The organism is Shinella sp. SUS2, from assembly GCF_001262505.1.
Lineage (GTDB): Bacteria > Pseudomonadota > Alphaproteobacteria > Rhizobiales > Rhizobiaceae > Shinella.
The window spans coordinates 352,340-374,583 of the sequence record NZ_KQ410723.1; the positions used below are offsets into that span (position 1 = coordinate 352,340).

24 protein-coding genes are annotated in these 22,244 nt (G+C 64.7%); 7 read left to right on the forward strand and 17 right to left on the reverse strand.

Features of this window, described 5'->3' with window-relative positions; genetic code table 11:
- Nucleotides 1-13 precede the first annotated feature (13 nt).
- Nucleotides 14-676: a YiaD family glycine zipper/OmpA-like lipoprotein gene (locus AKG11_RS01680; protein ID WP_023512457.1), complete on the forward strand. Its 663-nt coding sequence runs from the start codon at nt 14-16 to the stop codon at nt 674-676.
- A gap of 27 nt (nt 677-703) precedes the next feature.
- Here the strand turns inward: AKG11_RS01680 and AKG11_RS01685 are convergent, their stop codons facing one another.
- Entirely contained in the window at nt 704-1,528 is an 825-nt protein-coding gene (locus tag AKG11_RS01685) for a C40 family peptidase (RefSeq protein WP_023512458.1), read from the reverse strand.
- 220 nt (nt 1,529-1,748) lie between these two features.
- On the opposite strand from AKG11_RS01685, the gene mbfA reads away from it, so the two are divergent.
- Nucleotides 1,749-2,732 (forward strand): iron exporter MbfA, encoded by a 984-nt coding sequence (gene mbfA, locus AKG11_RS01690; RefSeq protein WP_050742727.1) that lies wholly within the window; start codon nt 1,749-1,751, stop codon nt 2,730-2,732.
- Nucleotides 2,733-2,995: 263 nt separating this feature from the next.
- Here the strand turns inward: mbfA and pheT are convergent, their stop codons facing one another.
- From pheT to infC, 6 genes are all read right to left on the reverse strand, one after another.
- Nucleotides 2,996-5,422, reverse strand: a complete 2,427-nt coding sequence (gene pheT, locus AKG11_RS01695; protein ID WP_050742728.1) for a phenylalanine--tRNA ligase subunit beta — start codon at nt 5,420-5,422, stop codon at nt 2,996-2,998.
- A gap of 23 nt (nt 5,423-5,445) precedes the next feature.
- The gene (pheS, locus tag AKG11_RS01700; RefSeq protein WP_023513680.1) at nt 5,446-6,528 is read right to left on the reverse strand and encodes a phenylalanine--tRNA ligase subunit alpha; all 1,083 of its coding nucleotides are present in this window, start codon (nt 6,526-6,528) and stop codon (nt 5,446-5,448) included.
- On the reverse strand, nt 6,521-7,384 hold the full coding sequence (locus AKG11_RS01705) for a BUD32 family EKC/KEOPS complex subunit (protein WP_050742729.1): 864 nt from the start codon (nt 7,382-7,384) through the stop codon (nt 6,521-6,523). Before AKG11_RS01705 ends, pheS begins: the two co-directional genes overlap by 8 nt.
- A gap of 101 nt (nt 7,385-7,485) precedes the next feature.
- On the reverse strand, nt 7,486-7,890 hold the full coding sequence (gene rplT, locus AKG11_RS01710; protein WP_023513682.1) for a 50S ribosomal protein L20: 405 nt from the start codon (nt 7,888-7,890) through the stop codon (nt 7,486-7,488).
- Between the two features lie 39 nt (nt 7,891-7,929).
- Nucleotides 7,930-8,133 (reverse strand): 50S ribosomal protein L35, encoded by a 204-nt coding sequence (rpmI, locus tag AKG11_RS01715; RefSeq protein WP_024270153.1) that lies wholly within the window; start codon nt 8,131-8,133, stop codon nt 7,930-7,932.
- Nucleotides 8,134-8,351: 218 nt separating this feature from the next.
- Nucleotides 8,352-8,888, reverse strand: a complete 537-nt coding sequence (gene infC, locus AKG11_RS01720) for a translation initiation factor IF-3 (protein ID WP_037405667.1) — start codon at nt 8,886-8,888, stop codon at nt 8,352-8,354.
- 232 nt (nt 8,889-9,120) lie between these two features.
- On the opposite strand from infC, the gene AKG11_RS01725 reads away from it, so the two are divergent.
- Nucleotides 9,121-9,939, forward strand: coding sequence for an alpha/beta hydrolase (locus tag AKG11_RS01725; RefSeq protein WP_023514373.1), 819 nt, complete (start codon nt 9,121-9,123; stop codon nt 9,937-9,939).
- Between the two features lie 108 nt (nt 9,940-10,047).
- Nucleotides 10,048-10,665, forward strand: a complete 618-nt coding sequence (locus AKG11_RS01730; RefSeq protein ID WP_023514374.1) for a transglutaminase-like cysteine peptidase — start codon at nt 10,048-10,050, stop codon at nt 10,663-10,665.
- A gap of 76 nt (nt 10,666-10,741) precedes the next feature.
- Here the strand turns inward: AKG11_RS01730 and AKG11_RS01735 are convergent, their stop codons facing one another.
- Both AKG11_RS01735 and AKG11_RS01740 read right to left on the reverse strand, forming a co-directional pair.
- Nucleotides 10,742-11,278, reverse strand: a complete 537-nt coding sequence (locus AKG11_RS01735; RefSeq protein WP_050742730.1) for a GNAT family N-acetyltransferase — start codon at nt 11,276-11,278, stop codon at nt 10,742-10,744.
- 14 nt (nt 11,279-11,292) lie between these two features.
- Complete coding sequence (locus AKG11_RS01740) at nt 11,293-11,877, reverse strand: helix-turn-helix domain-containing protein (RefSeq protein WP_371260022.1); 585 nt, start codon at nt 11,875-11,877, stop codon at nt 11,293-11,295.
- Nucleotides 11,878-12,013: 136 nt separating this feature from the next.
- Between AKG11_RS01740 and AKG11_RS01745 the strand changes: the two genes are divergently transcribed.
- Both AKG11_RS01745 and lepA read left to right on the forward strand, forming a co-directional pair.
- Nucleotides 12,014-13,264, forward strand: a complete 1,251-nt coding sequence (locus AKG11_RS01745) for an MFS transporter (RefSeq protein ID WP_050742732.1) — start codon at nt 12,014-12,016, stop codon at nt 13,262-13,264.
- A gap of 61 nt (nt 13,265-13,325) precedes the next feature.
- A complete protein-coding gene (gene lepA / locus AKG11_RS01750; protein WP_024270155.1) occupies nt 13,326-15,158 on the forward strand; it encodes a translation elongation factor 4 in 1,833 nt (610 codons plus the stop codon).
- 36 nt (nt 15,159-15,194) lie between these two features.
- Here lepA and AKG11_RS01755 read toward each other — a convergent pair whose 3' ends face one another.
- From AKG11_RS01755 to AKG11_RS01770, 4 genes are all read right to left on the reverse strand, one after another.
- Complete coding sequence (locus AKG11_RS01755) at nt 15,195-15,425, reverse strand: hypothetical protein (protein ID WP_023514916.1); 231 nt, start codon at nt 15,423-15,425, stop codon at nt 15,195-15,197.
- Nucleotides 15,426-15,530: 105 nt separating this feature from the next.
- Nucleotides 15,531-16,277: a F0F1 ATP synthase subunit A gene (locus AKG11_RS01760; protein ID WP_050742733.1), complete on the reverse strand. Its 747-nt coding sequence runs from the start codon at nt 16,275-16,277 to the stop codon at nt 15,531-15,533.
- Nucleotides 16,278-16,484: 207 nt separating this feature from the next.
- Nucleotides 16,485-17,114: a class I SAM-dependent methyltransferase gene (locus AKG11_RS01765; protein ID WP_023514914.1), complete on the reverse strand. Its 630-nt coding sequence runs from the start codon at nt 17,112-17,114 to the stop codon at nt 16,485-16,487.
- 77 nt (nt 17,115-17,191) lie between these two features.
- On the reverse strand, nt 17,192-17,908 hold the full coding sequence (locus AKG11_RS01770) for a pyridoxamine 5'-phosphate oxidase family protein (RefSeq protein ID WP_023514913.1): 717 nt from the start codon (nt 17,906-17,908) through the stop codon (nt 17,192-17,194).
- 43 nt (nt 17,909-17,951) lie between these two features.
- Between AKG11_RS01770 and AKG11_RS01775 the strand changes: the two genes are divergently transcribed.
- On the forward strand, nt 17,952-19,382 hold the full coding sequence (locus AKG11_RS01775) for a MocR-like pyridoxine biosynthesis transcription factor PdxR (protein ID WP_050742734.1): 1,431 nt from the start codon (nt 17,952-17,954) through the stop codon (nt 19,380-19,382).
- A 19-nt stretch (nt 19,383-19,401) separates the two neighbouring features.
- Here AKG11_RS01775 and AKG11_RS01780 read toward each other — a convergent pair whose 3' ends face one another.
- From AKG11_RS01780 to AKG11_RS01790, 4 genes are all read right to left on the reverse strand, one after another.
- Nucleotides 19,402-20,127, reverse strand: a complete 726-nt coding sequence (locus tag AKG11_RS01780) for a type 1 glutamine amidotransferase (protein WP_050742735.1) — start codon at nt 20,125-20,127, stop codon at nt 19,402-19,404.
- Nucleotides 20,128-20,265: 138 nt separating this feature from the next.
- Nucleotides 20,266-20,442: a hypothetical protein gene (locus AKG11_RS34335; RefSeq protein WP_023514910.1), complete on the reverse strand. Its 177-nt coding sequence runs from the start codon at nt 20,440-20,442 to the stop codon at nt 20,266-20,268.
- A gap of 99 nt (nt 20,443-20,541) precedes the next feature.
- Entirely contained in the window at nt 20,542-20,970 is a 429-nt protein-coding gene (locus AKG11_RS01785; RefSeq protein WP_050742736.1) for an RbsD/FucU family protein, read from the reverse strand.
- The gene (locus AKG11_RS01790) at nt 20,971-22,200 is read right to left on the reverse strand and encodes an ROK family transcriptional regulator (protein ID WP_050742737.1); all 1,230 of its coding nucleotides are present in this window, start codon (nt 22,198-22,200) and stop codon (nt 20,971-20,973) included. It abuts the gene before it with no gap.
- Between the last annotated feature and the right edge of the window lie 44 nt (nt 22,201-22,244).

Consider the following 22,244-nt stretch of genomic DNA (forward strand, 5'->3'; position numbering starts at 1 on the left):
CGGGGATGCCTGCATGTACAAGAAATGCGCTGTTGTCGCGGTTGCCGCGGTCTATCTTTCTGCCTGCACGACCACCGACCCCTATACGGGCGAACAGAAGGTTTCCAACACGGCCGGCGGTGCGGCGATCGGCGCGGGCGTCGGCGCGGTTGCCGGTCTCCTGATCGGCAACAACCCGGTGCAACGTCGCAATGCCGCGCTGATCGGTGCCGGCGTCGGGGCACTGGCCGGTGGCGCCATCGGCAACTACATGGACAACCAGGAAGCCGAGCTGCGCGCCCAGCTTCAGGGCACCGGTGTTTCCGTCACGCGCATGGGGGATCGCATCATCCTCAACATGCCGTCGAACGTCACCTTCGCTACGGATCAAGACCAGGTGATCCCGCCGTTCTATCCGACGCTCGATTCGGTCGCGCTCGTCTTGCGCAAGTTCAACAAGACGCTGATCGACGTCGACGGCCACACCGATTCGGTCGGCAATGCCGGCTACAACATGGACCTCTCCAACCGCCGCGCCAATTCGGTCGCCAACTACCTGGCCGGCCGCGGTGTCGACCCGCGCCGCATGTCGGCGATGGGTTACGGCCTGGAACGTCCGATCGCCTCCAACGCCTCGGAAATGGGCCGCGCGCAGAACCGGCGCGTCGAAATCGCGATCTCGCCGCTCAAGCAATAAGATACCGCAGATTTTCGCGGGGGGCCATCAGGGCCCTTCGCGACCCGGCGCCCATTCCAGCCGCTTGTAATCGAAACCGTATTTCAAGGTCGGCTTGACGATCTCGAAATAGGGCGAGAGATCGAAGTCGCGCGGCGTATAGAGCGAATGATGGCGGATGTGCAGGATTTCTTCGCGCGAATAGGTCGACGTCGCCGCGGCATGGCCGGGCGCTCGCGTGATGTCGGGCAGGATCGGATAGCGGATCGCCTCGAAGGCTTCCGCAATCAGCGTCGAGCAGATCGCCCGCGTCGGATCGCCTGAACCGAAGGCGATCATGCGGCGGCGCCAGCGGACGGGCACCGGCGGCGTGGGCATGAAATAGCGCAACATGTCCGTGATGTTCTTCAGATCGTATTTCAGCCCGAGGCGCGAGATCATGAAGGCGACGAGCGTGTCGCGATCCTCCGGCGTCAGCCCCACCGGGCGGCAGATGCGCGTATTGTAGGTACGGTACTTGGTGAGCGGCACGGCAACGCAGCCCTCGCCGAGATTGACCTCGATAAGCTGCGGGCGCTGCGCCGCCGGCAGCGTTGCCTGATCCAGCGTCAACGGCACCTCATCACCGACGAAGAGCGCCGCATGCGACCAGGTGGACTGCGTCAGGTACTTGATCGCGGCCGAGACCTTCTGGTTGCCCTCCACCAGCAATACGTCGCCGGGCCGCAACGTGCGCGCCAGCGTTTCAGGATCGGAAGGCGTGTAGGGCTCATAGCCGGAGGTCTGGCCTTGCAGCTTGTCGGCAAAACGGCGGCCGAGGCGATCGAGCAGCGTGTCGCGGCTTGCGGTAAGCGGCTTCAGTCCGGCGGTCACATCACGTCCTTCGCAGTCTCCACTACGGCCACACTAAAGCATGTCGCGCAAAAGTGTGCAGCGGTTTTACGAGAACGGCACGCGGAAAATCAGCCCCCCATCGGAACGAGCGAGCAGGGATATCGGATGCGCCTTGGCCCGCAGGCGCGACATCCTGTCGAGGTTGACCAAGGCATGTTCGATCGTATATTTAGAATCATTCTAAACTGGATTGTTACCGATGTTCTCCCGCCTTTTCCGCCCCGGCAAACGCAGCCTCGAATCCCTAAGCGAACAGGAGATCCTCGCCCTTGCCATCTCCTCGGAAGAGGACGACGGGCGCATCTACCTTGCCTATGCCGATGCGCTGCGCGACGCCTATCCGCATTCCGCCCGCATCTTCGAGGAGATGGCCGAGGAGGAGAGCCATCACCGCCAGATGCTCATCGATCGCCATGTGGCGCGCTTCAGCGACCGCATCCCGCTGGTGCGGCGCGAACATGTGCGCGACTTCCCGGAACGCAAGCCGGACTGGCTGATCCAGAACATGCCTCTCGAGGCGATCCGCGCGCAGGCCGAGGCGATGGAGGACGCTGCGCACCGCTTCTACCTTGCCGCCGCCTCCCGCACCGAGGACGCCGCAACGCGAAAACTGCTCGGCGACCTGGCGCTTGCGGAGAAATCCCATGAATCGCTCGCCCGCCGGCTTGGCAAACAGCACACACCTGAAGATGTGAAGGCGGAGGAAGACCAGACGGCACAGCGGCAATTCGTGCTGACCTATGTGCAGCCGGGCCTTGCCGGCCTGATGGACGGCTCCGTCTCGACGCTCGCGCCGATCTTCGCCGCCGCCTTCGCCACGCAGGACACCTGGCAGACCTTCCTCGTCGGTCTCTCGGCCTCGGTCGGCGCCGGCATCTCGATGGGTTTCACGGAAGCGGCCCATGACGACGGGAAACTCTCCGGCCGCGGTTCGCCGGTCAAGCGCGGCCTTGCCTCGGGCATCATGACCGCCGTCGGCGGTCTCGGCCATGCCCTGCCCTATCTGATCCCGAACTTCATGCTGGCGACGACCATCGCCGTCTTCGTCGTCTTCGTGGAACTCTGGGCGATCGCCTTCATCCAGAACCGCTACATGGAAACGCCGTTCTTCCGCGCGGTTCTCCAGGTCGTGTTCGGCGGCAGTCTCGTGCTGGCTGCTGGCGTGCTGATCGGCAATGCATAGGGAGACGGAGAGGCCTAGCGGCCTGTCGGGCGGTTCATGTCGCGCACCACCCAGCGGAAGAAGAGATAGACGCCGACACCCATGATGGCGAGCGGCAGGAGATTGGCAGCAGAATCCATTTCGACCTCGATAACCTCCCTGGGAGGGGATTAAGGCCTTGCTAACCAATGTTCAATCCGCAAGCCGGCAACGGTCCGTTCACAAAATGCGACCGGTGCTCACGAATTGGAAAGCGGGGCGTGACCGCCCCGCTCCGGTCCCGGTCAGGCGCGCAGCGTGCCGCCCGTGGTCTTGACGACATTGCCGACGATCTTGGCGGTGAGTGCCTCGAAGTCCTCGTCCGTCAGGGTCTTGTCGGTCGGCTGGAAGACGACTTCGATGGCGATCGACTTCTTGCCTTCGCCGAGCGATGCGCCCTCGAAGACGTCGAAGACGTTGACGGCGGCGATCAGCTTGCGGTCCGCCCCCGTCGCAGCGCGCACGATGGCGCCGGCTTCCACCGTCTTGTCGACGACGAAGGCGAAGTCGCGCTTGACGGCCTGGAAGGGCGAGAGATCGAGTGCCGGCTTGGTGCGGGTCGCCTTCTTCTTCGGGTCCGGCATGGCATCGACAAAGATCTCGAAACCGCAGAGGGCGCCGGATACGTCGAGCGCGCCGAGCGCCTTCGGGTGGAACTCGCCGAAATATCCAAGCACGATCTTCGGGCCCATCTTGATCGTGCCGGACCGGCCCGGATGATACCAGCCGGGCGCACCGGGCTCGATCTGCACATTGCCCATCGGCAAGCCGCAGGCCTCGATCACGGCCAGCGCATCGGCCTTGGCGTCATAGACGTCAACCGGCTTGCCGCCACCCTTGGCGGCATTCGACCAGAGGCGGCCGGAACCGGCAAGCGAGGCCGTGCCGCGGCGCACACCGCCGGCAACGCGGCGCTGGCCCTCGGGCCTGTCGTTCTCATAGGTGCCGGAGACCTCGAAGAGCGCGACATCGCCATAGCCCTTGTCGGCATTGCGCTGTGCGGCGGCAAGCAGGCCCGGCAGCAGCGACGGGCGCATGTCCGACATATCCGATGCAATCGGATTGGAGAGCGCCAGCGAGGCAGCACCGCCGCCGAAGAGTTCGGCATGGGCCTTCGGGATGAAGGACCAGGTGACGGCCTCCAGCATGCCGCGTGAAGCAAGCGCCCGCTTGGCAAGGCGCGAGCGGATCTGCAGCGTGGTCAGGATGCGGCCATTGACGGCACCATGGCTTTCGAGCGGCGCCGGCTTGATGTTGTCGACGCCGTGGATGCGCATGACCTCTTCCACGAGATCCGCCTTGCCATCGACGTCGGGACGCCAGGAGGGGACCGCGACGGAGACCCGCTCGCCCGAGCCGGTGACGGTGAAGCCGAGACGGGTCAGGATATCAACGCTCTCTTGCGACGACACTTCAAGGCCGGTCAGGCGCTTGACCTCGGAGAAGGGGAAATCGACGACCTTGGCGTCAAAACCCTTGTAGCCGACGACATCCGTCTTCGCGGCCACGCCGCCGCAGAGTTCCAGCACCAGCGCTGTGGCGCGCTCGATGCCGGGAACCATGTATTGCGGATCGACGCCGCGCTCGAAGCGGTAGCGCGCATCGGTGATGATACCGTGCGCACGGCCGGACTTGGCGATGTTCATCGGGTCCCAAAGCGCCGATTCGATCAGCACGTCGATCGTGTTCTCGTCGCAGCCTGAATGTTCGCCGCCCATGATGCCGCCGATCGATTCGATGCCGTTGTCATCGGCGATGACGATGTTGGCCGGGTTCAGCGTGTATTCGCGCGTGTCAAGCGCCAGCACCTTTTCCCCCTCGGCCGCGCGGCGCACGACAAGGTTGCCCTTCACCTTGGCCGCGTCGAAGACGTGCAGCGGGCGGCCCTGGTCGAAGGTCATGTAGTTGGTGATGTCGACGAGCGCGTTGATCGGGCGAAGACCGATGGCGAGAAGCCGCTGCTGCATCCAGCGCGGGCTCGGGCCATTCTTCACGCCGCGCACAAGCCGGAGCGCGAAACCGGGGCAGAGATGATCCTCGCCGCCAAGCTCCAGCTTCACCTTGACCGGTGTCTCGCCCTCGACCGGGAAGGACGGGGCCTTTGGGGCCTTCAGCGTACCGAGGCCGGAGGCGGCAAGATCGCGGGCAATACCGAAAATGCTCGTGCAGTCCGGGCGGTTCGGCGTCAGGTTGATCTCAATGACCGGATCGTCGAGGCCGGCATAGGCCGCATAGCTCGTGCCGACAGGCGCATCGGCCGGCAGGTCGATGATGCCGTCATGGTTGTCGGAAATTTCCAGTTCCTTTTCCGAGCACATCATGCCGCGGCTCTCGACGCCGCGGATGGTGCCGACGGCAAGCGTCACGTCGATGCCGGGCACATAGGTGCCGGGCGCGGCGAAGGCGCCGACAAGCCCCGTACGCGCATTCGGCGCGCCGCAGACGACCTGGATCGGGTCGCCCTTGCCGGTATCGACCATCAGCACGCGCAACTTGTCGGCGTTCGGGTGCTGCTCGGCGGAAACGACCTTGGCGATGACGAAGGGCTTGAAGGCCGCCTTGTCGTCGACGTCTTCCACTTCAAGGCCGATCGCCGTCAGCTTCGCGCAGATCTCTTCGAGCGTGGCGTCGGTCTCAAGGTGATCCTTCAGCCAGGAGAGGGTGAATTTCATGAAAATGTCTCCTTGGATGCCGGTTACGCGCTGAGGCCGCCGAACAATGTCGGCATGTCGAGCGGGCGGAAGCCGTAGTGGCTGAGCCAGCGGACATCGGCGTTGAAGAAGTCGCGCAGGTCAGGCATGCCGTATTTCAGCATGGCGATGCGGTCGAGGCCCATGCCCCAGGCAAAGCCCTGATATTCATCGGGGTCGAGCCCACCGGCGCGCAGGACGTTCGGATGGACCATGCCGCAGCCGAGGATTTCCATCCAGTCGGTGCCTTCGCCGAACTTGACGATCGGGCCCGAGCGATCGCACTGGATATCGACCTCGAAGGACGGCTCGGTGAACGGGAAGAAGGACGGGCGGAAGCGCATCGTGACGCTGTCGACCTCGAAGAAGGCCTTGCAGAACTCTTCCAGCACCCAGCGCATGTTGGCGACATTGGCGGTCTTGTCGACCACGAGGCCTTCGACCTGATGGAACATGGGTGAATGGGTCGCGTCACTGTCCTGACGGTAGGTCTTGCCGGGAATGATGATGCGGATCGGCGGCTTCTGCGCTTCCATGGTGCGGATCTGCACCGGCGAGGTGTGCGTGCGCAGCACCTTGCGCTCGCCGTTCTCGTCCGCGGGGAAGAAGAACGTGTCGTGCATCTCGCGGGCCGGATGGCCTTCCGGGAAGTTCAGCGCCGTGAAGTTGTAGTAGTCCGTCTCGACGTCGGGACCTTCAGCGATGGAAAAGCCCATGTCGCCGAAGATCGCGGTGATCTCGTCGACGATCTGGCTGATCGGATGGATGCGGCCGCGCTCGGCGGGCGAGGAGCGCACCGGCAGGCTGACATCCACCGTCTCGGCGGCAAGGCGCGCCTCGATGGCAGCGTCGCGCAGCGCCGTCTTGCGCTCGGTGATCGCATCGGTGACGCGGGTCTTCAACGCGTTGATCGCCGCGCCGCGCGTCTGGCGCTCTTCCGGCGACATCGTGCCGAGCGTCTTGAGGAGTTCGGAGACGGAACCCTTCTTGCCGAGGGCGCCGACGCGCACGGCTTCGATCGCCGCCTCGTCAGAGGCTTCGGCGACGGCGGAAAGGAGGCCATGTTCCAGTGTATCGAGTTCAGTCATCTTTACCTGCTTTGCTTGCGTCGGCCGGGCGGGGCGGCAGGAGAACCTGCGACAGATAGCGGGTTGCGGCGAGGAAACGCCGCAGATCACTACCCATGTGCACGCGCCCGATCAATCGGGTGAGCCATAAAAACTTGGCGAGAAACGCCACGAGAAGACAGAGTTCGGAAAGCGCATCACCGGGCGCGCTCTCCATCCAGGCGGAAAGCGCCCGGCCCGCGGTCGTTTCGCCATCGAGCGCGCTCGGCACAAGCTGGAGAAACAGGAGCCAGAGGTCGCGCGCCTGGGCGGCGGGCAGCGGCATGGCGGCTTCCGGTTCCTCCTCGAAATCCATGTAGCCGACACGGCCGTTTTCGAGAAAAAGGTCGCGCGGATGCGGGCGTCCGTGACAGAGGTTCAGCGCATGCACGGACCCGAGATCGGCAGCACAGGCAACGAGCAGCGCATCATGGCGCTCCGGATCGGCTGATTTCAGCGTTCCCAGCTGCATGCCGATCGTCGGACCGGCATCGGACAGGACAAGTGCACCGTCCGAGCGATAGAGCACCTTCGGCACCGGCAAGCCCTCGGCAGCGAAGGCCTCGAGCCGCCGCACCTCGCGATCCACCATGGCCTTGCGGTCCAGACGCGGAGAGGCGCGCAGGAAGGGTTTGCGGAACAGCCGGGCGAGCGCATTTTGCGCATGCGTCCAGACGATCGGCTTTTCCGTGCCGTAGCGCTTCACCCAGACGGTGCCGAACGACATTTCCACGCGCTCGATACGGCGCGCACCACGGGCAAGAACAGCGAGAAGCGTCTCGATGTCCCTGGGGGTCGCATCCGGGATCGCGGATAGATCGTTCAGCCTGCCATCCATCTCCAGTCCTCCGATGAGGCCGGTCCACAAAGCAAAAACCCGCACCGGTTCCCCGGCGCGGGTTTCACAACGAAACGATGTTTTGGTTGTGGAAGCGCCGGTTAGTTTACGGCGGCTTCAAACTCGTTCTTCGTGCCGGTGTCCTTGAGGTATTCCAGCGCCTTCTTGGCGGCTGCGACGAGCGCGCCGAAAGCTGCGGTCTCATGGATCGCCATGTCGGACAGAACCTTGCGGTCGACTTCGATGCCAGCCTTGTTCAGGCCATCGATGAAGCGGCCATAGGTCAGGCCGTGCTCGCGGACGGCAGCGTTGATGCGCTGGATCCAGAGCGCGCGGAAATTGCGCTTGTTGACCTTGCGGTCGCGGTAGGCGAACTGCTTGGAACGATCAACCGCGGCCTTGGCGGCGCGGATGGTGTTCTTGCGGCGGCCGTAGAAGCCCTTGGCTGCCTTCAGCGTCTTCTTGTGCTTGGCGTGGGAAGTTACGCCGCGTTTTACACGTGCCATGTCATGATCTCCTTAACGTATCAAATCGCGCGATTAGTCTCAGAGACCGTTCGGCAGGTAGTTCTTGATGACCTTCTTGCCATCGGGCTCGGCCAGCACCATGGTGCCGCGCGCGTCGCGAATGAACTTGTTGGTACGCTTGATCATGCCGTGGCGCTTGCCGGCGGCAGCTGCAACGACCTTGCCGGTCGCGGTGATCTTGAACCGCTTCTTGGCAGAGGACTTCGTCTTCATCTTGGGCATTTTGCTACTCCATTCTTCTTGAATTCGAGACACACTGACGAGGTGCATCTCCAGCGTAAAGAACGGCCACGGCATGCCCTGCCGGACCGTTCGGACGGCGGCTTGTAACCGATGTCCCTCAAAAGCGCAACCGGAATCCTCGAACCCCGACATCCGGCAGGCAGAAACGGAAAAGCCGCCCCGAAAGGCGGCTTCGATCCGGTGGTCATGGGGTCGCGTTACCGCGGCGCGAGCACCATCATCATCTGGCGGCCTTCGAGCTTCGGCTCAGCTTCCACCTTGGCGATGGTTTGCGTGTCTTCCTTGACCTGCATCAGGAGCTTCATGCCAAGCTCCTGGTGGGCCATTTCGCGGCCGCGGAACTTCAGGGTCACCTTGACCTTGTCGCCTTCGTCGAAGAAGCGGTTCATCGCCTTCATCTTCACGTCATAATCATGCGTGTCGATGTTCGGGCGCATCTTGATTTCCTTGATCTCGACGATCTTCTGCTTCTTGCGCGCTTCGGCCGCCTTCTTCTGGTTGGCGTATTTCAGCTTGCCCAGGTCAAGGATCTTGCAGACGGGCGGCTCGGAGTTCGGCGAAATCTCCACGAGATCGAGGCCGGCTTCTTCGGCCATGCGGAGTGCCTGATCAGTCGGGACGGTGCCGTGGTTGTTACCGTCGGCATCGATAAGCTGAACCCGGGGAATCCGGATTTCCTTGTTGGAGCGCGGGCCGTCCTTGACGGGGGCTTCCGCTTTAAAGGGTCTGCGAATGGTCGTGTTCTCCTCGAACTGTTTCGATAGGTATGGGCCTGCGTCGACCGGGCCGTTTGCCCGCCTGACGGCGTTTTCCGGCAATGTGTTGATCGCGCTTGCGAAGTCAATAGCATGCCGCGTGGAAAAAATCACCACCTGTCCTTGCACGCGCGAATCTGGTCTAGCTCTCGGCAAAAGACCGGCCGGCGAGCGCTTTGCCGCGGTCGGGGCACAGGACAAGGAGATAGGCATGACGGCGTCGAACGGCAACGGGGTCCCTGCGGAATTCATCACCGTGGGCGCGGGTGACGACGCCCGCAAGATCGCGATGGCGCTTCAGCCGGCCGCAGCCGGCAACGATCTGGCGCACATCATTTGGCTCGGCGGCTACCGGTCCGACATGACCGGCACCAAGGCGGTGGAGCTTGCCGGGCTTGCCGCCCGCCTCGGCACCGGCTGCGTACGCTTCGACTATTCGGGCCACGGCGCCTCCGGCGGCGCCTTCGTCGACGGCACGATCTCACGCTGGCTGGAGGAGACGCTCGCGGTGATCGACCACGCGGCAAAGACGCTCGGCTCGCGCCGCGCGGTGCTCGTCGGCTCCTCGATGGGCGGGTGGATCGCACTGCGTGCCGTGGCCGAACTTGCCGGGCGCGGCGGCATCGACATCGCTGGCCTCGTGCTCATCGCGCCGGCGCCGGATTTCACCTCGGACCTGATCGAGCCCAACTTGACGGAGGCCGAGCGCACGGCGCTGGCCGAGCGCGGCCAGTTCGAGGAGCCGACGCCCTACGGCCCCGACCCGAACATCTATACGCGCAAACTCATCGAGGACGGCCGCGACAACCGCGTTCTGACCGGCGCCATCGAGACCGGCTGCCCCGTGCACATCCTGCAGGGCATGGCCGACCCCGATGTACCCTATGGCCATGCGGTGCGCCTGATGGAGCACCTTTCCGGCGACGACGTCGTGCTGACCATGATCCGTGACGGGGACCATCGTCTGTCGCGCCCGCAGGATATCGCCAAGATCCTCGAGGCAACAGAAGCCCTCGTCCGCGGGCGATGAGGCCCCGGCCCGATCACATTTTAACCATATTCCCGCATCGCCAAATCTCATGATTGACGAAGTGCCCGCCTGACCGTTAACTCTTTGTTAACGATTAGGGGACGTTTCATGGCACGAATGATTGGTGCGAAGGCTGGGGTTGCGGCGGTTCTCGCTCTCCTCGTTTCTTCTTCCTCGGCTTTCACGGCGCCGGCTTCGGCGCTGACCATGCAGACCGGCGGCATCACGTCCCAGCCGATCGGCCATTATGAATTCTGTCAGACCAACGCTTCCGAGTGCCGCACGGGTGTGCGCGGCCAGGCGCCTGCCAAGGTGACGACCTTCGGCTGGACGGTGGTGCGCGAGATCAACGCCAGCACCAACCGTGCCGTCACGCCGATGACCGACAAGGACCTCTACGGCAAGGACGAGGTCTGGGCCTATCCGGACGGCGCAGGCGACTGCGAGGATTATGTTCTGCTCAAGCGCAAAAAGCTGATCGAAAAGGGCTTTGCTGCCGGCGATCTGCTGATCACCGTCGTGCGCAAGCCGGATGGCGAAGGCCATGCCGTGCTGACGCTGCGCACCACGGAGGGCGACTTCATCCTCGACAACCTCAACAACGAGGTCAAGCTCTGGACGGAAACGCCCTATCGCTACCTGAAGCGCCAAGCTTCCTTCCACGCCGGCCGCTGGGTCTCGATCGAAAACGGCGATGCCGTCATGGTGTCGTCGGTTGGCCAGTAAGACACATTTCGCAGGGGGACTGCGAAGGCCGCGGAGCAATCCGCGGCTTTTGTCTTTTCAGGAACCGGCCCCAACGTTACACCGCCAGGGCCGCCTCGCCGATCCGCTTGTAGAAGAAGGTCGTCGCGCAGAAACGGCCATCCGGGTAGAGCGCATAGTCAGGAATAACCCCGGCGCGTTGCCAGCCGAGGCGTTCGTAGACGGTTTCCGCGGGGCTGCCGGTGGCGGTATCGAGCACCAGCACGGTCTTGCCGCGCTGCGCGGCCTCCGCCTCGGTAGCGGCCATCAGCCTACGGGCGACGCCGCGGCCGCGCTCGCTCTCCTTGACGAGCAGCTTCTTCACATCCGCCCGGTGCGGCTGGTTCGGCATCTGGCGGATGCCGACCTGCACCGTACCGACGATCCGCCCTTCCCGTTCGGCGGCAAAAAGCAACGTCGCGCCCTCACCCACCGCCGCCGCCACATCCTGCCAGTAGGGCAGCGCATCGGCCGGCCCATAGGGCGCCATGAAGCCGACGGAGGCCCCGCCGGTCACGCAATCGGTCAGCACATCCGCCAGCTCGCCCAGCCGGGCCCGGGTTTCATCGGCATCGAGCAGCCTGATCTCGCTCATCTCGTCCTCCTGGCTCAGGATCGGCCGCGGTCCAGCACCACGGCATAATGCGCCGGCTCCACGCCGGAATTCTCGAAGACATGCCCTTCGGTGATGCTCATATAGAGGCAGTCCCCGGGGTAAAGCTCATGCACGGCCGTGCCGACCGTCATGCGCAGACTGCCGGCAAACAGCCAGACGTGCTGCGTCATGCCGGCCTTGGCCGTTTCCGGCGGATAGGCGATGCGCGCGCCCGGCGGAAACGCCACGTCGATCACCTCGACGCGCGAGGCCGTGTTCGGCGCCGAGACGGCACGGCGCTGGTAACCCGTTTCGGGATCCCGCCAGACCACCTGGTCCTCAAGCCGCGACAAGGGATCGCCCGCCGCCTCGGAGAAGGCGAAGAAGGCGGAGAGCGTGAGATCGAGCGCCGCACAGAGCCGCGAGAGCAATTGTGCCGTCGGGCTCGCCTCGCCGCGCTCGATGCGCGAGATCATCGCCCGGCTGACGCCGGAGGCGCCTGCAAGGTCTTCCAGCGTCTGGCCGCGCGCCATGCGCAACAGCCGCACGCGCTCGCCGATGGCACTTTCCAGAGGGTCGATTGCTTCTTCCATTATCATGGAATAATTATCTCTTATAATAGAGTCAATGGACTGAGCCTTTCCAAAATAATATTTTCCGGCGATGCCGCTCCCGCGACAATGCGACATCCGCCTGCCGGATAAGGTGCCGCAGCAAGAATCGGAGGGCGGGCGGATGACAGGTGAAGCACAGCGGGCGTCCTCGCTCTTTTCCATCACCGCCATCGTCGTTTCGATGACCTTCGTCGCCATCGGCAACGGGGTGATGCTGGCCTATGTGCCCTACGTGCTGTCGCGCGCCGATGCGCCCTCCTGGACACCGGGGGCAGCCGTCACGGCGATCGCCTTCGGCGGGCTTGTCGGCTGCGTCATCGCCGGCCCCGTCATCCGCCGCGTCGGCCATGCCCGCGCCTTTTCCTGCTCGCTGGCGCTGGTCATCATCGCGGCCTTCCTCGTCGCGCTCGGCGTCAACCCGGTCGTCTGGATCCTCGCGCGCGGCATCTACGGCGTGGCCGGCAATGCAAATTTCATCATCGCCCAGAGCTGGCTCAACCATGCCAGCGACAATCGCTGGCGCGGCAAGGCCATGTCCTTCTTCTACATGGCCTATGTGCTGGGGCTCGGCGTCGGCGCCTGGCTGTTCGGCCGCATGCCGGCGGATGGCAACCTCGCACCACTCGTCACCATCTTCGTCACCACGATCGCGCTGCTGCCCATCGGCCTCACCCGACTGCCCACGCCACCGGCACCCGCCCGGGTCAGCGTCGATTTCGCCATGGCCTGGCGCAACTCGCCTGTCGCGCTGATCGGCGTCCTGGCCGCCGGCGGCCTCTCCATGGTCGTACAGGGCTTTACGCCGATCTATGCCGCCACGAACAAGGTCGGCCAGACGGATGTGGCGCTCCTGATGTTCGTCATGCAGTTCGGCCTCATCTTCGTACAGTACCCGCTCGGCACGCTCTCCGACCGTATCGACCGGCGCATCGTGCTGATCGCCACCTGCATGCTGATCGCAAGCACTGCGGTCGCGGCCCTTTTCGTCTCCTTCCAGGCCTTCGTCATCCTCATGATCGTCTTCGCGCTCTGGGCGGGCGCCGTCGAAAGTGTCTATTCGATCGCCAACGCGCACGCCAACGACCGGACCGACCCCGAGGATTTCGTGCCGCTCGCCTCGACCCTCCTCGTCGCCTGGTCGACGTCTGCGACACTGGTTCCACTGGCCGTGACGGCGCTGACCCCGGTCTTCGGCCCGAAGACTTTCATCTATGCCGCCATGGCCGTGGCGCTGTTCTATGCCGGCTTCGTTGCCCAGCGGCTACGGCTGCGCGAGACCGTGCCGCCGGAGGCGCGGGAGAACTTCGAGATCAGGAGCGCCCAGCTGCCGAATGCCGGCGCGCTCGTCGAAGGCGAAAAAGCCCCGGAATAGCGGCGTTCGCACGCACGAAACCCTTCATTTACCGCTTTGCGGGAATCTCCCCCGCTGCTATATGGCGCGCATGAGCACCAACAATTCGACGCCCCTCGACCATATCCGCAACTTCTCGATCGTGGCCCATATCGACCACGGCAAGTCGACGCTTGCCGACCGGCTGATCCAGTCGACCGGCGGCCTTGCCGACCGCGAGATGTCGGAGCAGGTCCTCGACAACATGGATATCGAGCGCGAGCGCGGCATCACCATCAAGGCCCAGACCGTGCGCCTGCACTACAAGGCGAACGACGGCGAGACCTATGTGCTGAACCTCATCGACACGCCCGGCCACGTCGACTTCGCCTACGAAGTCTCGCGCTCGCTGTCGGCCTGCGAGGGCTCGCTGCTCGTCGTCGATGCCTCCCAGGGGGTCGAGGCCCAGACGCTCGCCAACGTCTACCAGGCGATCGACAACAATCACGAGCTCGTCACCGTGCTCAACAAGATCGACCTGCCGGCCGCCGAGCCCGACCGCATCAAGGAACAGATCGAGGAGGTCATCGGCATCGACGCGTCGGAAGCCGTGCTGATCTCCGCCAAGACCGGCCTCGGCATCCCGGATGTGCTCGAAGCCATCGTCCAGCGATTGCCCGCGCCGAAGAGCGAGGGCGGCGAGAAGGCCCCCCTGAAGGCGCTGCTGGTCGACAGCTGGTACGATACCTATCTTGGCGTCATGGTTCTCGTGCGCGTCATCGAAGGTCGCATCAGCAAGGGCCAGACCATCCGCATGATGGGCACGGATGCGAAGTACACGATCGAGCGCGTCGGCGTGCTGACACCGAAGATGGTGGCGATGGATTCGCTCGGCCCGGGCGAGATCGGCTTCATCACCGCCTCGATCAAGGAAGTGGCCGACACGCGCGTCGGCGACACGATCACCGAAGACAAGCGCCCGACGGCAAAGGCCCTGCCCGGCTTCAAGCCGGCCCAGCCTGTCGTCTTCTGCGGCCTCTTCCCGGTCGATGCCGCCGATTTCGAGGACCTGCGCTCGGCAATGGGCAAGCTGCGTCTCAACGACGCCTCGTTCTCGTTCGAAATGGAAAGCTCGGCCGCGCTCGGCTTCGGCTTCCGCTGCGGCTTCCTCGGCCTTCTGCACCTCGAAATCATCCAGGAACGCCTGGAGCGCGAGTTCGATCTGGACCTGATCGCGACGGCCCCCTCGGTCGTCTACAAGCTGTTCATGACCGACGGGTCCGAACGCGAGCTGCACAACCCGGCAGACATGCCCGACGTCGTGAAGATCTCGGAAATCCATGAGCCGTGGATCCGCGCGACGATCCTCACGCCCGACGATTATCTCGGCGGCATCCTGAAGCTCTGCCAGGACCGCCGCGGCATCCAGATCGAGCTGACCTATGTCGGCACCCGCGCCATGCTGACCTACGACCTGCCGCTCAACGAAGTCGTCTTCGACTTCTACGACCGCCTGAAGTCGATCTCCAAGGGCTACGCCTCGTTCGACTACCAGATCACCGACCACAAGGAAGGCCATCTGGTGAAGATGTCGATCCTCGTCAACGGCGAGCCGGTCGATGCGCTGTCCATGATGGTGCACCGCATGGCGGCGGAAAAGCGCGGTCGCGACATGTGCGAGAAGCTCAAGGAGCTGATCCCGAAGCACATGTTCAAGATCCCGATCCAGGCCGCCATCGGCGGCAACGTGATCGCCCGCGAGACGATCTCGGCGCTGCGCAAGGACGTCACCGCCAAGTGCTACGGGGGCGACGCCACCCGCAAGCGCAAGCTGCTCGACAAGCAGAAGGCCGGCAAGAAGCGTATGCGCCAGTTCGGCAAGGTGGAGATTCCGCAGGAAGCCTTCATCGCCGCGCTCAAAATGGGCGACGAATAAGACAAAAAGGGAGGCTCCGGCCTCCCTTTTCTTTTCTCAATCCCGCTTGATCGTCGCCAGGACCTCCCAGAGGTCGGCTCCCGTTTCGAAGACCGCCGCATTGGCACGAAAACCGGTTTCGGCAAAGACAAGGTCCAGCACATCCTGCGCCGGATCGCCTGCGGCCGGAGAAGCGGCGCCTGCGATGGTGCGTGCGGCTCTCTCGATGCGCGCAGTTTCCGTCGCCATGCCCTCGCGGGCCGTGTTCATGATGCCGGCAATCTGCATGAGAGGCGCCCCTTTAAAACTGGTGCCCTTCTACACGACCGCCCTTTCCATACCGTGAATGCCGGAATCGCGGCCCTGTGCCGAAACAGCACGGAGCCGCCGACCTCAGTGACCGGGATGCAGCGCGTCGTTCAGGTACATGCAGGTCAGCATGGTGAAGACATAGGCCTGGATGACCGCCATCAGCAGTTCCAGTGCGGTCAGGGCGACGGTCATACCGAAGGGCAGGATGGCGCCGATGACGCCGAGCGCGCCGAGGCTGCCCATCGAAACGACGAAGCCGGCGAAGACTTTCAGCGTGATATGGCCGGCGAGCATGACGGCGAACAGACGGACCGAATGGCTGACGGGACGCGAGAGGTAGGAGATCACCTCGATCGGCACGATGATCGGCGTCAGGATCAACGGCACGCCATCAGGCACGAACAGCCGGAAGAAGCGGGTGCCGTGCTTGAAGAGGCCGTAAAGCGTGACCGTGGAGAAGACCAGCATGGCCAGCGCGAAAGTGACGATCAGGTGGCTCGTCACCGTGAAGGCATAGGGGAACATGCCGACGAGGTTGGCGACGAGGATAAACATGAAGAGCGAAAAGACCAGCGGGAAGAAACGCATGCCCTGCTCACCCGCATTGGCCCTGAGCGTCGTCGCGACGAACTCGTAGACCATTTCGGCGCTCGACTGCCAGCGGCCGGGCACCAGGCCGCGCCGGCGCGTGGCGAAAAGCAGGAAGCCGCTCGCGGCGGCAATGGTCAGCACCATATAGGCAGAGGAATTGGTGAAGCTGAGGTCAAGTCCGCCGACCTCGAACGGGACAAGCGGCTTGATCTCGAATTGCTCAATGGGTCCGGCCATCGGATATCCTCGGGAAGGCTTCAGGGCGCACGACAGGCGTGCGCGCCGCGACTGCGGCACGCGAAAACCGCGCGGCTGATTTCGAAAAGGGAGGGTGTGAAGGGTTCACGCGGGGCTTTCTCTCTCGATTGCGAGATGAGGGGCCGTCCCCGGAACGAACAAGGCGCAGGTCGTCCAGCGCGAGAGCTGTTTAGCCGCTCGGCCGCATCATGGCAAGGGCCGCGATCGCACCCCACTCCATTCAAAAACCATCCAGGTCCAGTCCACGCCGAGCGCACGGTTGCCCGCCTGGTGTGATTCGGCCTTGCGGCTTCGAAGCAGCGTCAGGTCGCAGCGCGCCGCGGCGTCGATCGTCTCCTCGTCCGAGAGCCGGAAGGCCGGCCTTCCCGGTGCGCCGGGCCCGTGGCGCAAGGCAAAGACCAGCCGGCCGCCAGGTCGCAGCATATTGGCCAGAACCGGCAGGGCAACGGCGCGCGCAGGCGCATCGAGATGGTGCCAGACGCCGTTGAGGGTGACGAGATCGAAGAGACCGTGATCCCGCACCCTTGCAAGATGCGGCAAGTCATCGTCGAGAAAGACGATGCCGACATCGCCGTGCCGCGCCAAGCCGGCCTCGCGGAGCGGCTGTACGGGCTCGACCGCCAGAACCGTATGCCCCTGCCGGACGAACCACGCCGCATCCCGCCCCGTTCCCGCACCGATATCGGCGACACGGCCCGGCGCCCGCGGCAGCAGGTCGAGCACGGGCGCATAGAGCGCCGCCGGATCGAAGGCCTCGTAGCGCTCGATCAGCGCCGGCGTCGCCGCGGCAGCGTAGCCTTTCAGAATATCGTTCATCTGCCCTCCGGTGTTCCGCTTCACCGGAGAGCTGTTCGGTGCGGCTGTCAACCACGTTGACACGCGGTGTGAAAACCTCACACGCCCTCGTAGATCCGCTGGCCGGTGAGGAGTGCCGCATCCAGTGGCCCGCCCTCCGGGAAGATCGACAGCGTGTCGGGCATGTCGACGCCCTCGACCAGCCGGTGGCAGGTCTGCACAGGGCCGAGCACCGTCGTGACTGGAATGACACCGGCCCAGATCGGCAGGGCGAAATCCTCCTCGTCGTCACCAACGCCCTTGGCACGCACCTTGGCCGCCGCCTCGTCGATCGGCATGGCGATGATCGTCGTCGCCTTGGCTTCCTGTGGCGTGATGGGGCGCAACAGCGTGCTGCGGTCCGGATAGAAGCGGTCGACGACATCGCGCATCGCCTCGATCTTCTCCTCCGGGTCCTCGACGAGACGCGCCGTGCCGAAGCACATGGCAGAGCGATAATTGGCCGAATGGTTGAAGCCGGACCGGGCGAGTACCAGCCCATCGAGATGGGCGACGGTGAGACAGGCGGGCGTCCCGGTCTTCAGGTGGCGCAGCATGCGGCTGGCGGAGGAACCGTGCCAGTAGAGCGTATCGCCCTTGCGCCAGAAAAGCGTCGGCGTCGCATAGGGCTGGCCTTCGATGACATAGGCGACGTGACAGAGCATGGCCGCATCGAGAATGGCATAGACGCTTTCACGGTCGTAGCTGCCGCGCTCGTGCATGCGCTTGACGCGGTTGCGCGGGGTGACGGGATAGGCGACGGTCTCGGTGCTCATGTGCAGGGCTTGCCTTTCAAAGGATAGGCCGCCATGGTGCGCCATGGCATTGGATCGAAAAAGCACCAATTCTGATCAAAAAATCAGGACCACTTTACCAGACTGGTCCTCGCTCGTTCCTGTTCTTCCCGCAGCAGGCAGGCGGACGCCGTCGCTTTACCGTGAGCTGCGCCGGCTGATCGAGGCCGGGGACATTCCGCCCGGCAGCAAGCTGCCGCCGACACGGGATCTCGCGCACCGCCTGAAAACCTCGCGCGGCAGCGTGGTCGCCGCCTTCGAAACGTTGATCGCCGAGGGCTTTGCCGTCGCCCGTACCGGGGCCGGCACCTTCGTTGCCGACCGGGTGCCAACCCTGAAACCCTCAGCCCCCATCGAGCGGGAAAGCAGCGCCCCGAAAATGCCGTTGCCAGGCACACTCGGCGTCGCCATGGCCGATGCACGCACGCTGAAACAGTTCCGCACGCTGCTCGGGCGCCATCTCGCCCGGCCGGGGCCGGAGCATTTCTATTATGGCGATCCACGTGGCGGCGACGCGCTGCGCCAGGCGGTCGCCGCCTATCTCCGGCAAGCGCGCGGTGTGCGCTGCGAGGCACGTTCGATCATCATCACGACCGGCACGCAGCAGGGTATAGATCTCGTCATCCGCAGCGCGCTGTCGTCGGGCGACCGGGTGATGATCGAGGATCCCTGTTATCCGAGCGCCCGGGCGGCCTTTTCCGGCAACGGTCTGGTCCTCTCCGGCCTTGCCGTGGATGGCGAGGGGGCGGATATCGCGCTGGCAGCACCGGGCGCCCGCGCGATCTACGTCACGCCGTCTCACCAGTTCCCGCTCGGCGTTACAATGAGCATGCGCCGGCGGCTCGCCCTCATCGACTGGGCGCGGGAGACCGGCGGCTGGATCATCGAGGACGACTATGACAGCGAGTTCCGCTTTGCCGGGCCGCCGCTCGCCGCCATGCAGGGCATGGACGACAGCGGACGCGTGATCTATCTCGGCACCTTCTCCAAGGTGCTCTTCCCGGGCCTCCGGCTCGGCTATGCCGTCATTCCCGATCCGCTGCTGGAGACGGTCGTGGCCTTGCGCAGCCGCAGCGACCGCAGCCCGCCGACGCTGGCGGAAGCCGCCCTCACCGACCTTCTTCGCGAAGGCCATTTTGCCGCGCATCTGCGCCGCGCCCGGCGACAGGCGCAGGCGGCGCGCGATGCGCTGGTGGCAGGGCTTTCAGCGACCGGCGCGCTTTCGGTCGGCGTGCCCGACCAGGGCCTGCACCTCGTCGCCGGCTTGCCAACTGGACTTGCCGATACGGAGGCTGTGGAGATTGCCGCGCGCGCAGGGCTGGGTGCCCGGGCGCTCTCGACCATGGCCGTCACCAATCCGCCACGGCAGGGCCTTGTCATCGGCTTTTCCGGCTTTGCCCCCGAAACCCTTGATGCCGCTGCCGCGCGTTTTGCAGCAGCGATATCCGCGATCTGACGCCCTATCCGAAGCCGCGTCAGGCGACCCGGCGCGTTGCGACGGGGGCAATCGTCGCCACCCAGGCCCGTGCGATGGCAAGGCCCGTCGCGTCGGCGCTCGGGCCGTTCTCATCGGCCAGCGCGGCGCGTTTTTCGAGCCAGCCGGGCTGGAGCGTTTCGATGAGCTGCGGGAAGGTGTCGACCCACCCGTCCACCACGGCGCGGCTCGCCTCGAAATGGAACTGCGTGCCGTAGGTGGCGCGGCCGATGCGGAAAGCCTGGTTCTCGGCAGCGCCATTGGTGGCGAGGCGCACGGCATTGTCCGGCAGGGTGAACGTATCGCTGTGCCACTGGAAGATCGGAAACGCACCAGCCGCCGCCGATAGAACCGGATCACCGGCACCGTCCTTCGTCAGCGCGACCGTACACCAGCCGAATTCCGGCGTCGCACCGATCAGGTTTTCCGCACCATAGGCCCGGGCGAGAAGCTGGCTGCCGAGGCAGACGCCGAGCACGGACTTGTCCGCATCGCCGAAGCGCCGCATCAGCGCGGCGAGTGCAGGGAGATAAGCGTGGCGATCGTCGTCGCGGGCGTTCTGCGGACCGCCCATCACGACGATGGCATCGTGGGCCGCATCATCCGCCGGAATGGCATCGCCCGCATGGGGGCGGCAGAGGTCTAGTTCGGCACCCGCCTCTTCCAGCGCGACGCCGATCTGCCCGAGCAGCGTTACCTTGTCGTTCTCAACCACCAGAACCCGCATGCCAAACTCCTGCTTCCCGATTCTCGCGCGAGACAAACACGAGCCTCCGCTTCATTCAAGGGCATTGAAGAGCCGAAACAGAAAGAACCCGGCTCCTACGAGCCGGGCAAGTCGGGGAGGATCGGCAGAAGGAAGGGATCAGTGGCAGACGCGGATCTTCTTGATGATGACGTTGCCGTAGTAGTCGTAGGACTTCACCTTCTTGATGAAGCAGGACGGCTCGTAGCCGTAGCTGTAGTAACCGGCCTGGGAAGGCGCCGCAAAAGAGATGGCGGCAACGAGGGCGACGGTGGCGGAAACGATGATCTTGCGCATGGGGTCTCTCCTGATCTCTGGTAAGGATGAGCCTCTCTCATCCGGTGATCAGAAGGTCGCACATCGCCCCGCCGCCCGCTGTTCCGCGGGAAACAGGCGTCACGGATAGATGACGCCCTTGCGCAGGATGACGTTGGCGTAGAGCCGCGGCTCGCTGGTCTGCACCAATGTATGGGCAGCGCGCACACGGCCGTAGAAGTCGGCACCGACCAGCGGCACCACCGCGCGATCCGGCTCGTGGCCGGCGCAGCAGTCGATGATTTCGCGGTGCACGGGCTCCAGCGTGTCGCGGTCCTGGCGGTAGGTGGAGCGGAAGATGGCCTCCTCGACGAAATCATCGATCGGCATCACCGAGAGCACGGCATTCAGCACGGGAATGAGCGGCACGCCGTCGAGGCGGATGAGACGACGGGCGTGCTCGACGCCCGGATAGTTGCCGTCGACGATCGCAATCTCGTCGCCGTGGCCCATGGCACGCAGCGTGGCGAGCAGCTCCGGGCTCAGGATGGGGTCAAGACCTTTCAGCATTCAGGCAAGCTCCTTGAAGAGGACGTTGTGGTCCGGCAGATAGCGGGAGAAGAGCGGCAGGCTCGCCCCGCCGATCGAGCGCGCGGCACTGCCGACCGCACCCTCGACGATCTCCGGCAGGGTGACGCCCTGGAGATCGAGGCGGGCGACGGCGGCCTGCGTCGCCGCGACCACGCGTTCGCGCACCCAGGCGGGAAAACCGCCGTCGATGATGACGGCAGAGAAGTCGATGACGGAGGCGGAGGCGACGACGGCCTGCGCGAGCGCGGCCGCCATGTCCTCGATCCAGATTGCAAGCGGCGCGCCGAAATCGATCCAGCCATCCGTCGAATACCACAGCGGCTTCGGATCGATGCCGTGCTCGCGCAACAGGTTTTCCAGACGATAGACCGAAGCGATCTTCAGGAGCTGCACCGTCTCGCCGTTGCGACCCTGCACGGGAAGGGGGCCGATGGCGCCCGCCGTGCCGGTGCGGCCGGTGAACAGCGCCGAGTTCAGCACCACACCGCCGCCGATGAAGGAGCCGATGAAGAGATAGAGGAAATCCGGATATTGCGGGCCGAGGCCGAAGACGAGCTCGGCGGCGCAGGCGCTCGTCGCATCGTTCTGGAGCACCACAGGATGGGACACGCGGCTGGCGATCTCCGCCTCGAGGTCGACACCGCGCCACTGGTCCATGTCGGCCTGCGGCGCCCCGACTTCACTCGCCCAGCTCCAGAGTTCGAACGGCGCGGCGACACCGAAACCGGCAATGCGGGCGCGTTCTTCCGGCGTGATGGCGGCTTCGAGTTCCGCAAGGCCCTCCTCGACGAAGGCGAGCAGCGGACCGGGCATGGGATAGGGATAAGTCCGGCGCACCTGCCGGCGGATGCCGCCGACAAAATCCATCATGACGAGATCGGCGCTGCGGCGACCGATCTTCAGGCCGAAGGAATAGACAGCATCGGGATTGAGCCGCATCGGCACGGAAGGCTGGCCGACCTTGCCGCGCATCGGCTCGCCGCGCATCAGAAGCCCCTCGGCCTCCAGCGCGCGCATGATGACGGTGACGGTCTGGGCGGAAAGGCCGCTGCGCCGGGCGATCTCGGCCTTGGACAGGCTGCCGTGCCGCCGCACCAGCGACATGACCAGGCGTTCGTTATAGGCCCGGACGCGCACCTGGTTTGCACCGCCGCTCGGATCGAGGATTTCGGCCGGCACGGCATGTGCCGTCACGTCCTTTCTGATCATCGTCTCCTCCCGTTCCGGACCGGGCGTCGCGCACCCTTTCCGGT

Bases quoted from the DNA above. Each gene is read 5' to 3' on its own strand.
- AKG11_RS01680 (WP_023512457.1), top strand. From the start codon at position 14: ATGTACAAGAAATGCGCTGTTGTCGCGGTTGCCGCGGTCTATCTTTCT.
- mbfA (WP_050742727.1), top strand. From the start codon at position 1,749: ATGTTCTCCCGCCTTTTCCGCCCCGGCAAACGCAGCCTCGAATCCCTA.
- pheT (WP_050742728.1), bottom strand. From the start codon at position 5,422: ATGAAATTCACCCTCTCCTGGCTGAAGGATCACCTTGAGACCGACGCC.
- pheS (WP_023513680.1), bottom strand. From the start codon at position 6,528: ATGACTGAACTCGATACACTGGAACATGGCCTCCTTTCCGCCGTCGCC.
- AKG11_RS01705 (WP_050742729.1), bottom strand. From the start codon at position 7,384: ATGGATGGCAGGCTGAACGATCTATCCGCGATCCCGGATGCGACCCCC.
- rplT (WP_023513682.1), bottom strand. From the start codon at position 7,890: ATGGCACGTGTAAAACGCGGCGTAACTTCCCACGCCAAGCACAAGAAG.
- rpmI (WP_024270153.1), bottom strand. From the start codon at position 8,133: ATGCCCAAGATGAAGACGAAGTCCTCTGCCAAGAAGCGGTTCAAGATC.
- AKG11_RS01725 (WP_023514373.1), top strand. From the start codon at position 9,121: ATGACGGCGTCGAACGGCAACGGGGTCCCTGCGGAATTCATCACCGTG.
- AKG11_RS01730 (WP_023514374.1), top strand. From the start codon at position 10,048: ATGGCACGAATGATTGGTGCGAAGGCTGGGGTTGCGGCGGTTCTCGCT.
- AKG11_RS01735 (WP_050742730.1), bottom strand. From the start codon at position 11,278: ATGAGCGAGATCAGGCTGCTCGATGCCGATGAAACCCGGGCCCGGCTG.
- AKG11_RS01740 (WP_371260022.1), bottom strand. From the start codon at position 11,877: ATGATAATGGAAGAAGCAATCGACCCTCTGGAAAGTGCCATCGGCGAG.
- AKG11_RS01745 (WP_050742732.1), top strand. From the start codon at position 12,014: ATGACAGGTGAAGCACAGCGGGCGTCCTCGCTCTTTTCCATCACCGCC.
- lepA (WP_024270155.1), top strand. From the start codon at position 13,326: ATGGCGCGCATGAGCACCAACAATTCGACGCCCCTCGACCATATCCGC.
- AKG11_RS01755 (WP_023514916.1), bottom strand. From the start codon at position 15,425: ATGCAGATTGCCGGCATCATGAACACGGCCCGCGAGGGCATGGCGACG.
- AKG11_RS01760 (WP_050742733.1), bottom strand. From the start codon at position 16,277: ATGGCCGGACCCATTGAGCAATTCGAGATCAAGCCGCTTGTCCCGTTC.
- AKG11_RS01765 (WP_023514914.1), bottom strand. From the start codon at position 17,114: ATGAACGATATTCTGAAAGGCTACGCTGCCGCGGCGACGCCGGCGCTG.
- AKG11_RS01770 (WP_023514913.1), bottom strand. From the start codon at position 17,908: ATGAGCACCGAGACCGTCGCCTATCCCGTCACCCCGCGCAACCGCGTC.
- AKG11_RS01775 (WP_050742734.1), top strand. From the start codon at position 17,952: ATGGCATTGGATCGAAAAAGCACCAATTCTGATCAAAAAATCAGGACC.
- AKG11_RS01780 (WP_050742735.1), bottom strand. From the start codon at position 20,127: ATGCGGGTTCTGGTGGTTGAGAACGACAAGGTAACGCTGCTCGGGCAG.
- AKG11_RS34335 (WP_023514910.1), bottom strand. From the start codon at position 20,442: ATGCGCAAGATCATCGTTTCCGCCACCGTCGCCCTCGTTGCCGCCATC.
- AKG11_RS01785 (WP_050742736.1), bottom strand. From the start codon at position 20,970: ATGCTGAAAGGTCTTGACCCCATCCTGAGCCCGGAGCTGCTCGCCACG.
- AKG11_RS01790 (WP_050742737.1), bottom strand. From the start codon at position 22,200: ATGATCAGAAAGGACGTGACGGCACATGCCGTGCCGGCCGAAATCCTC.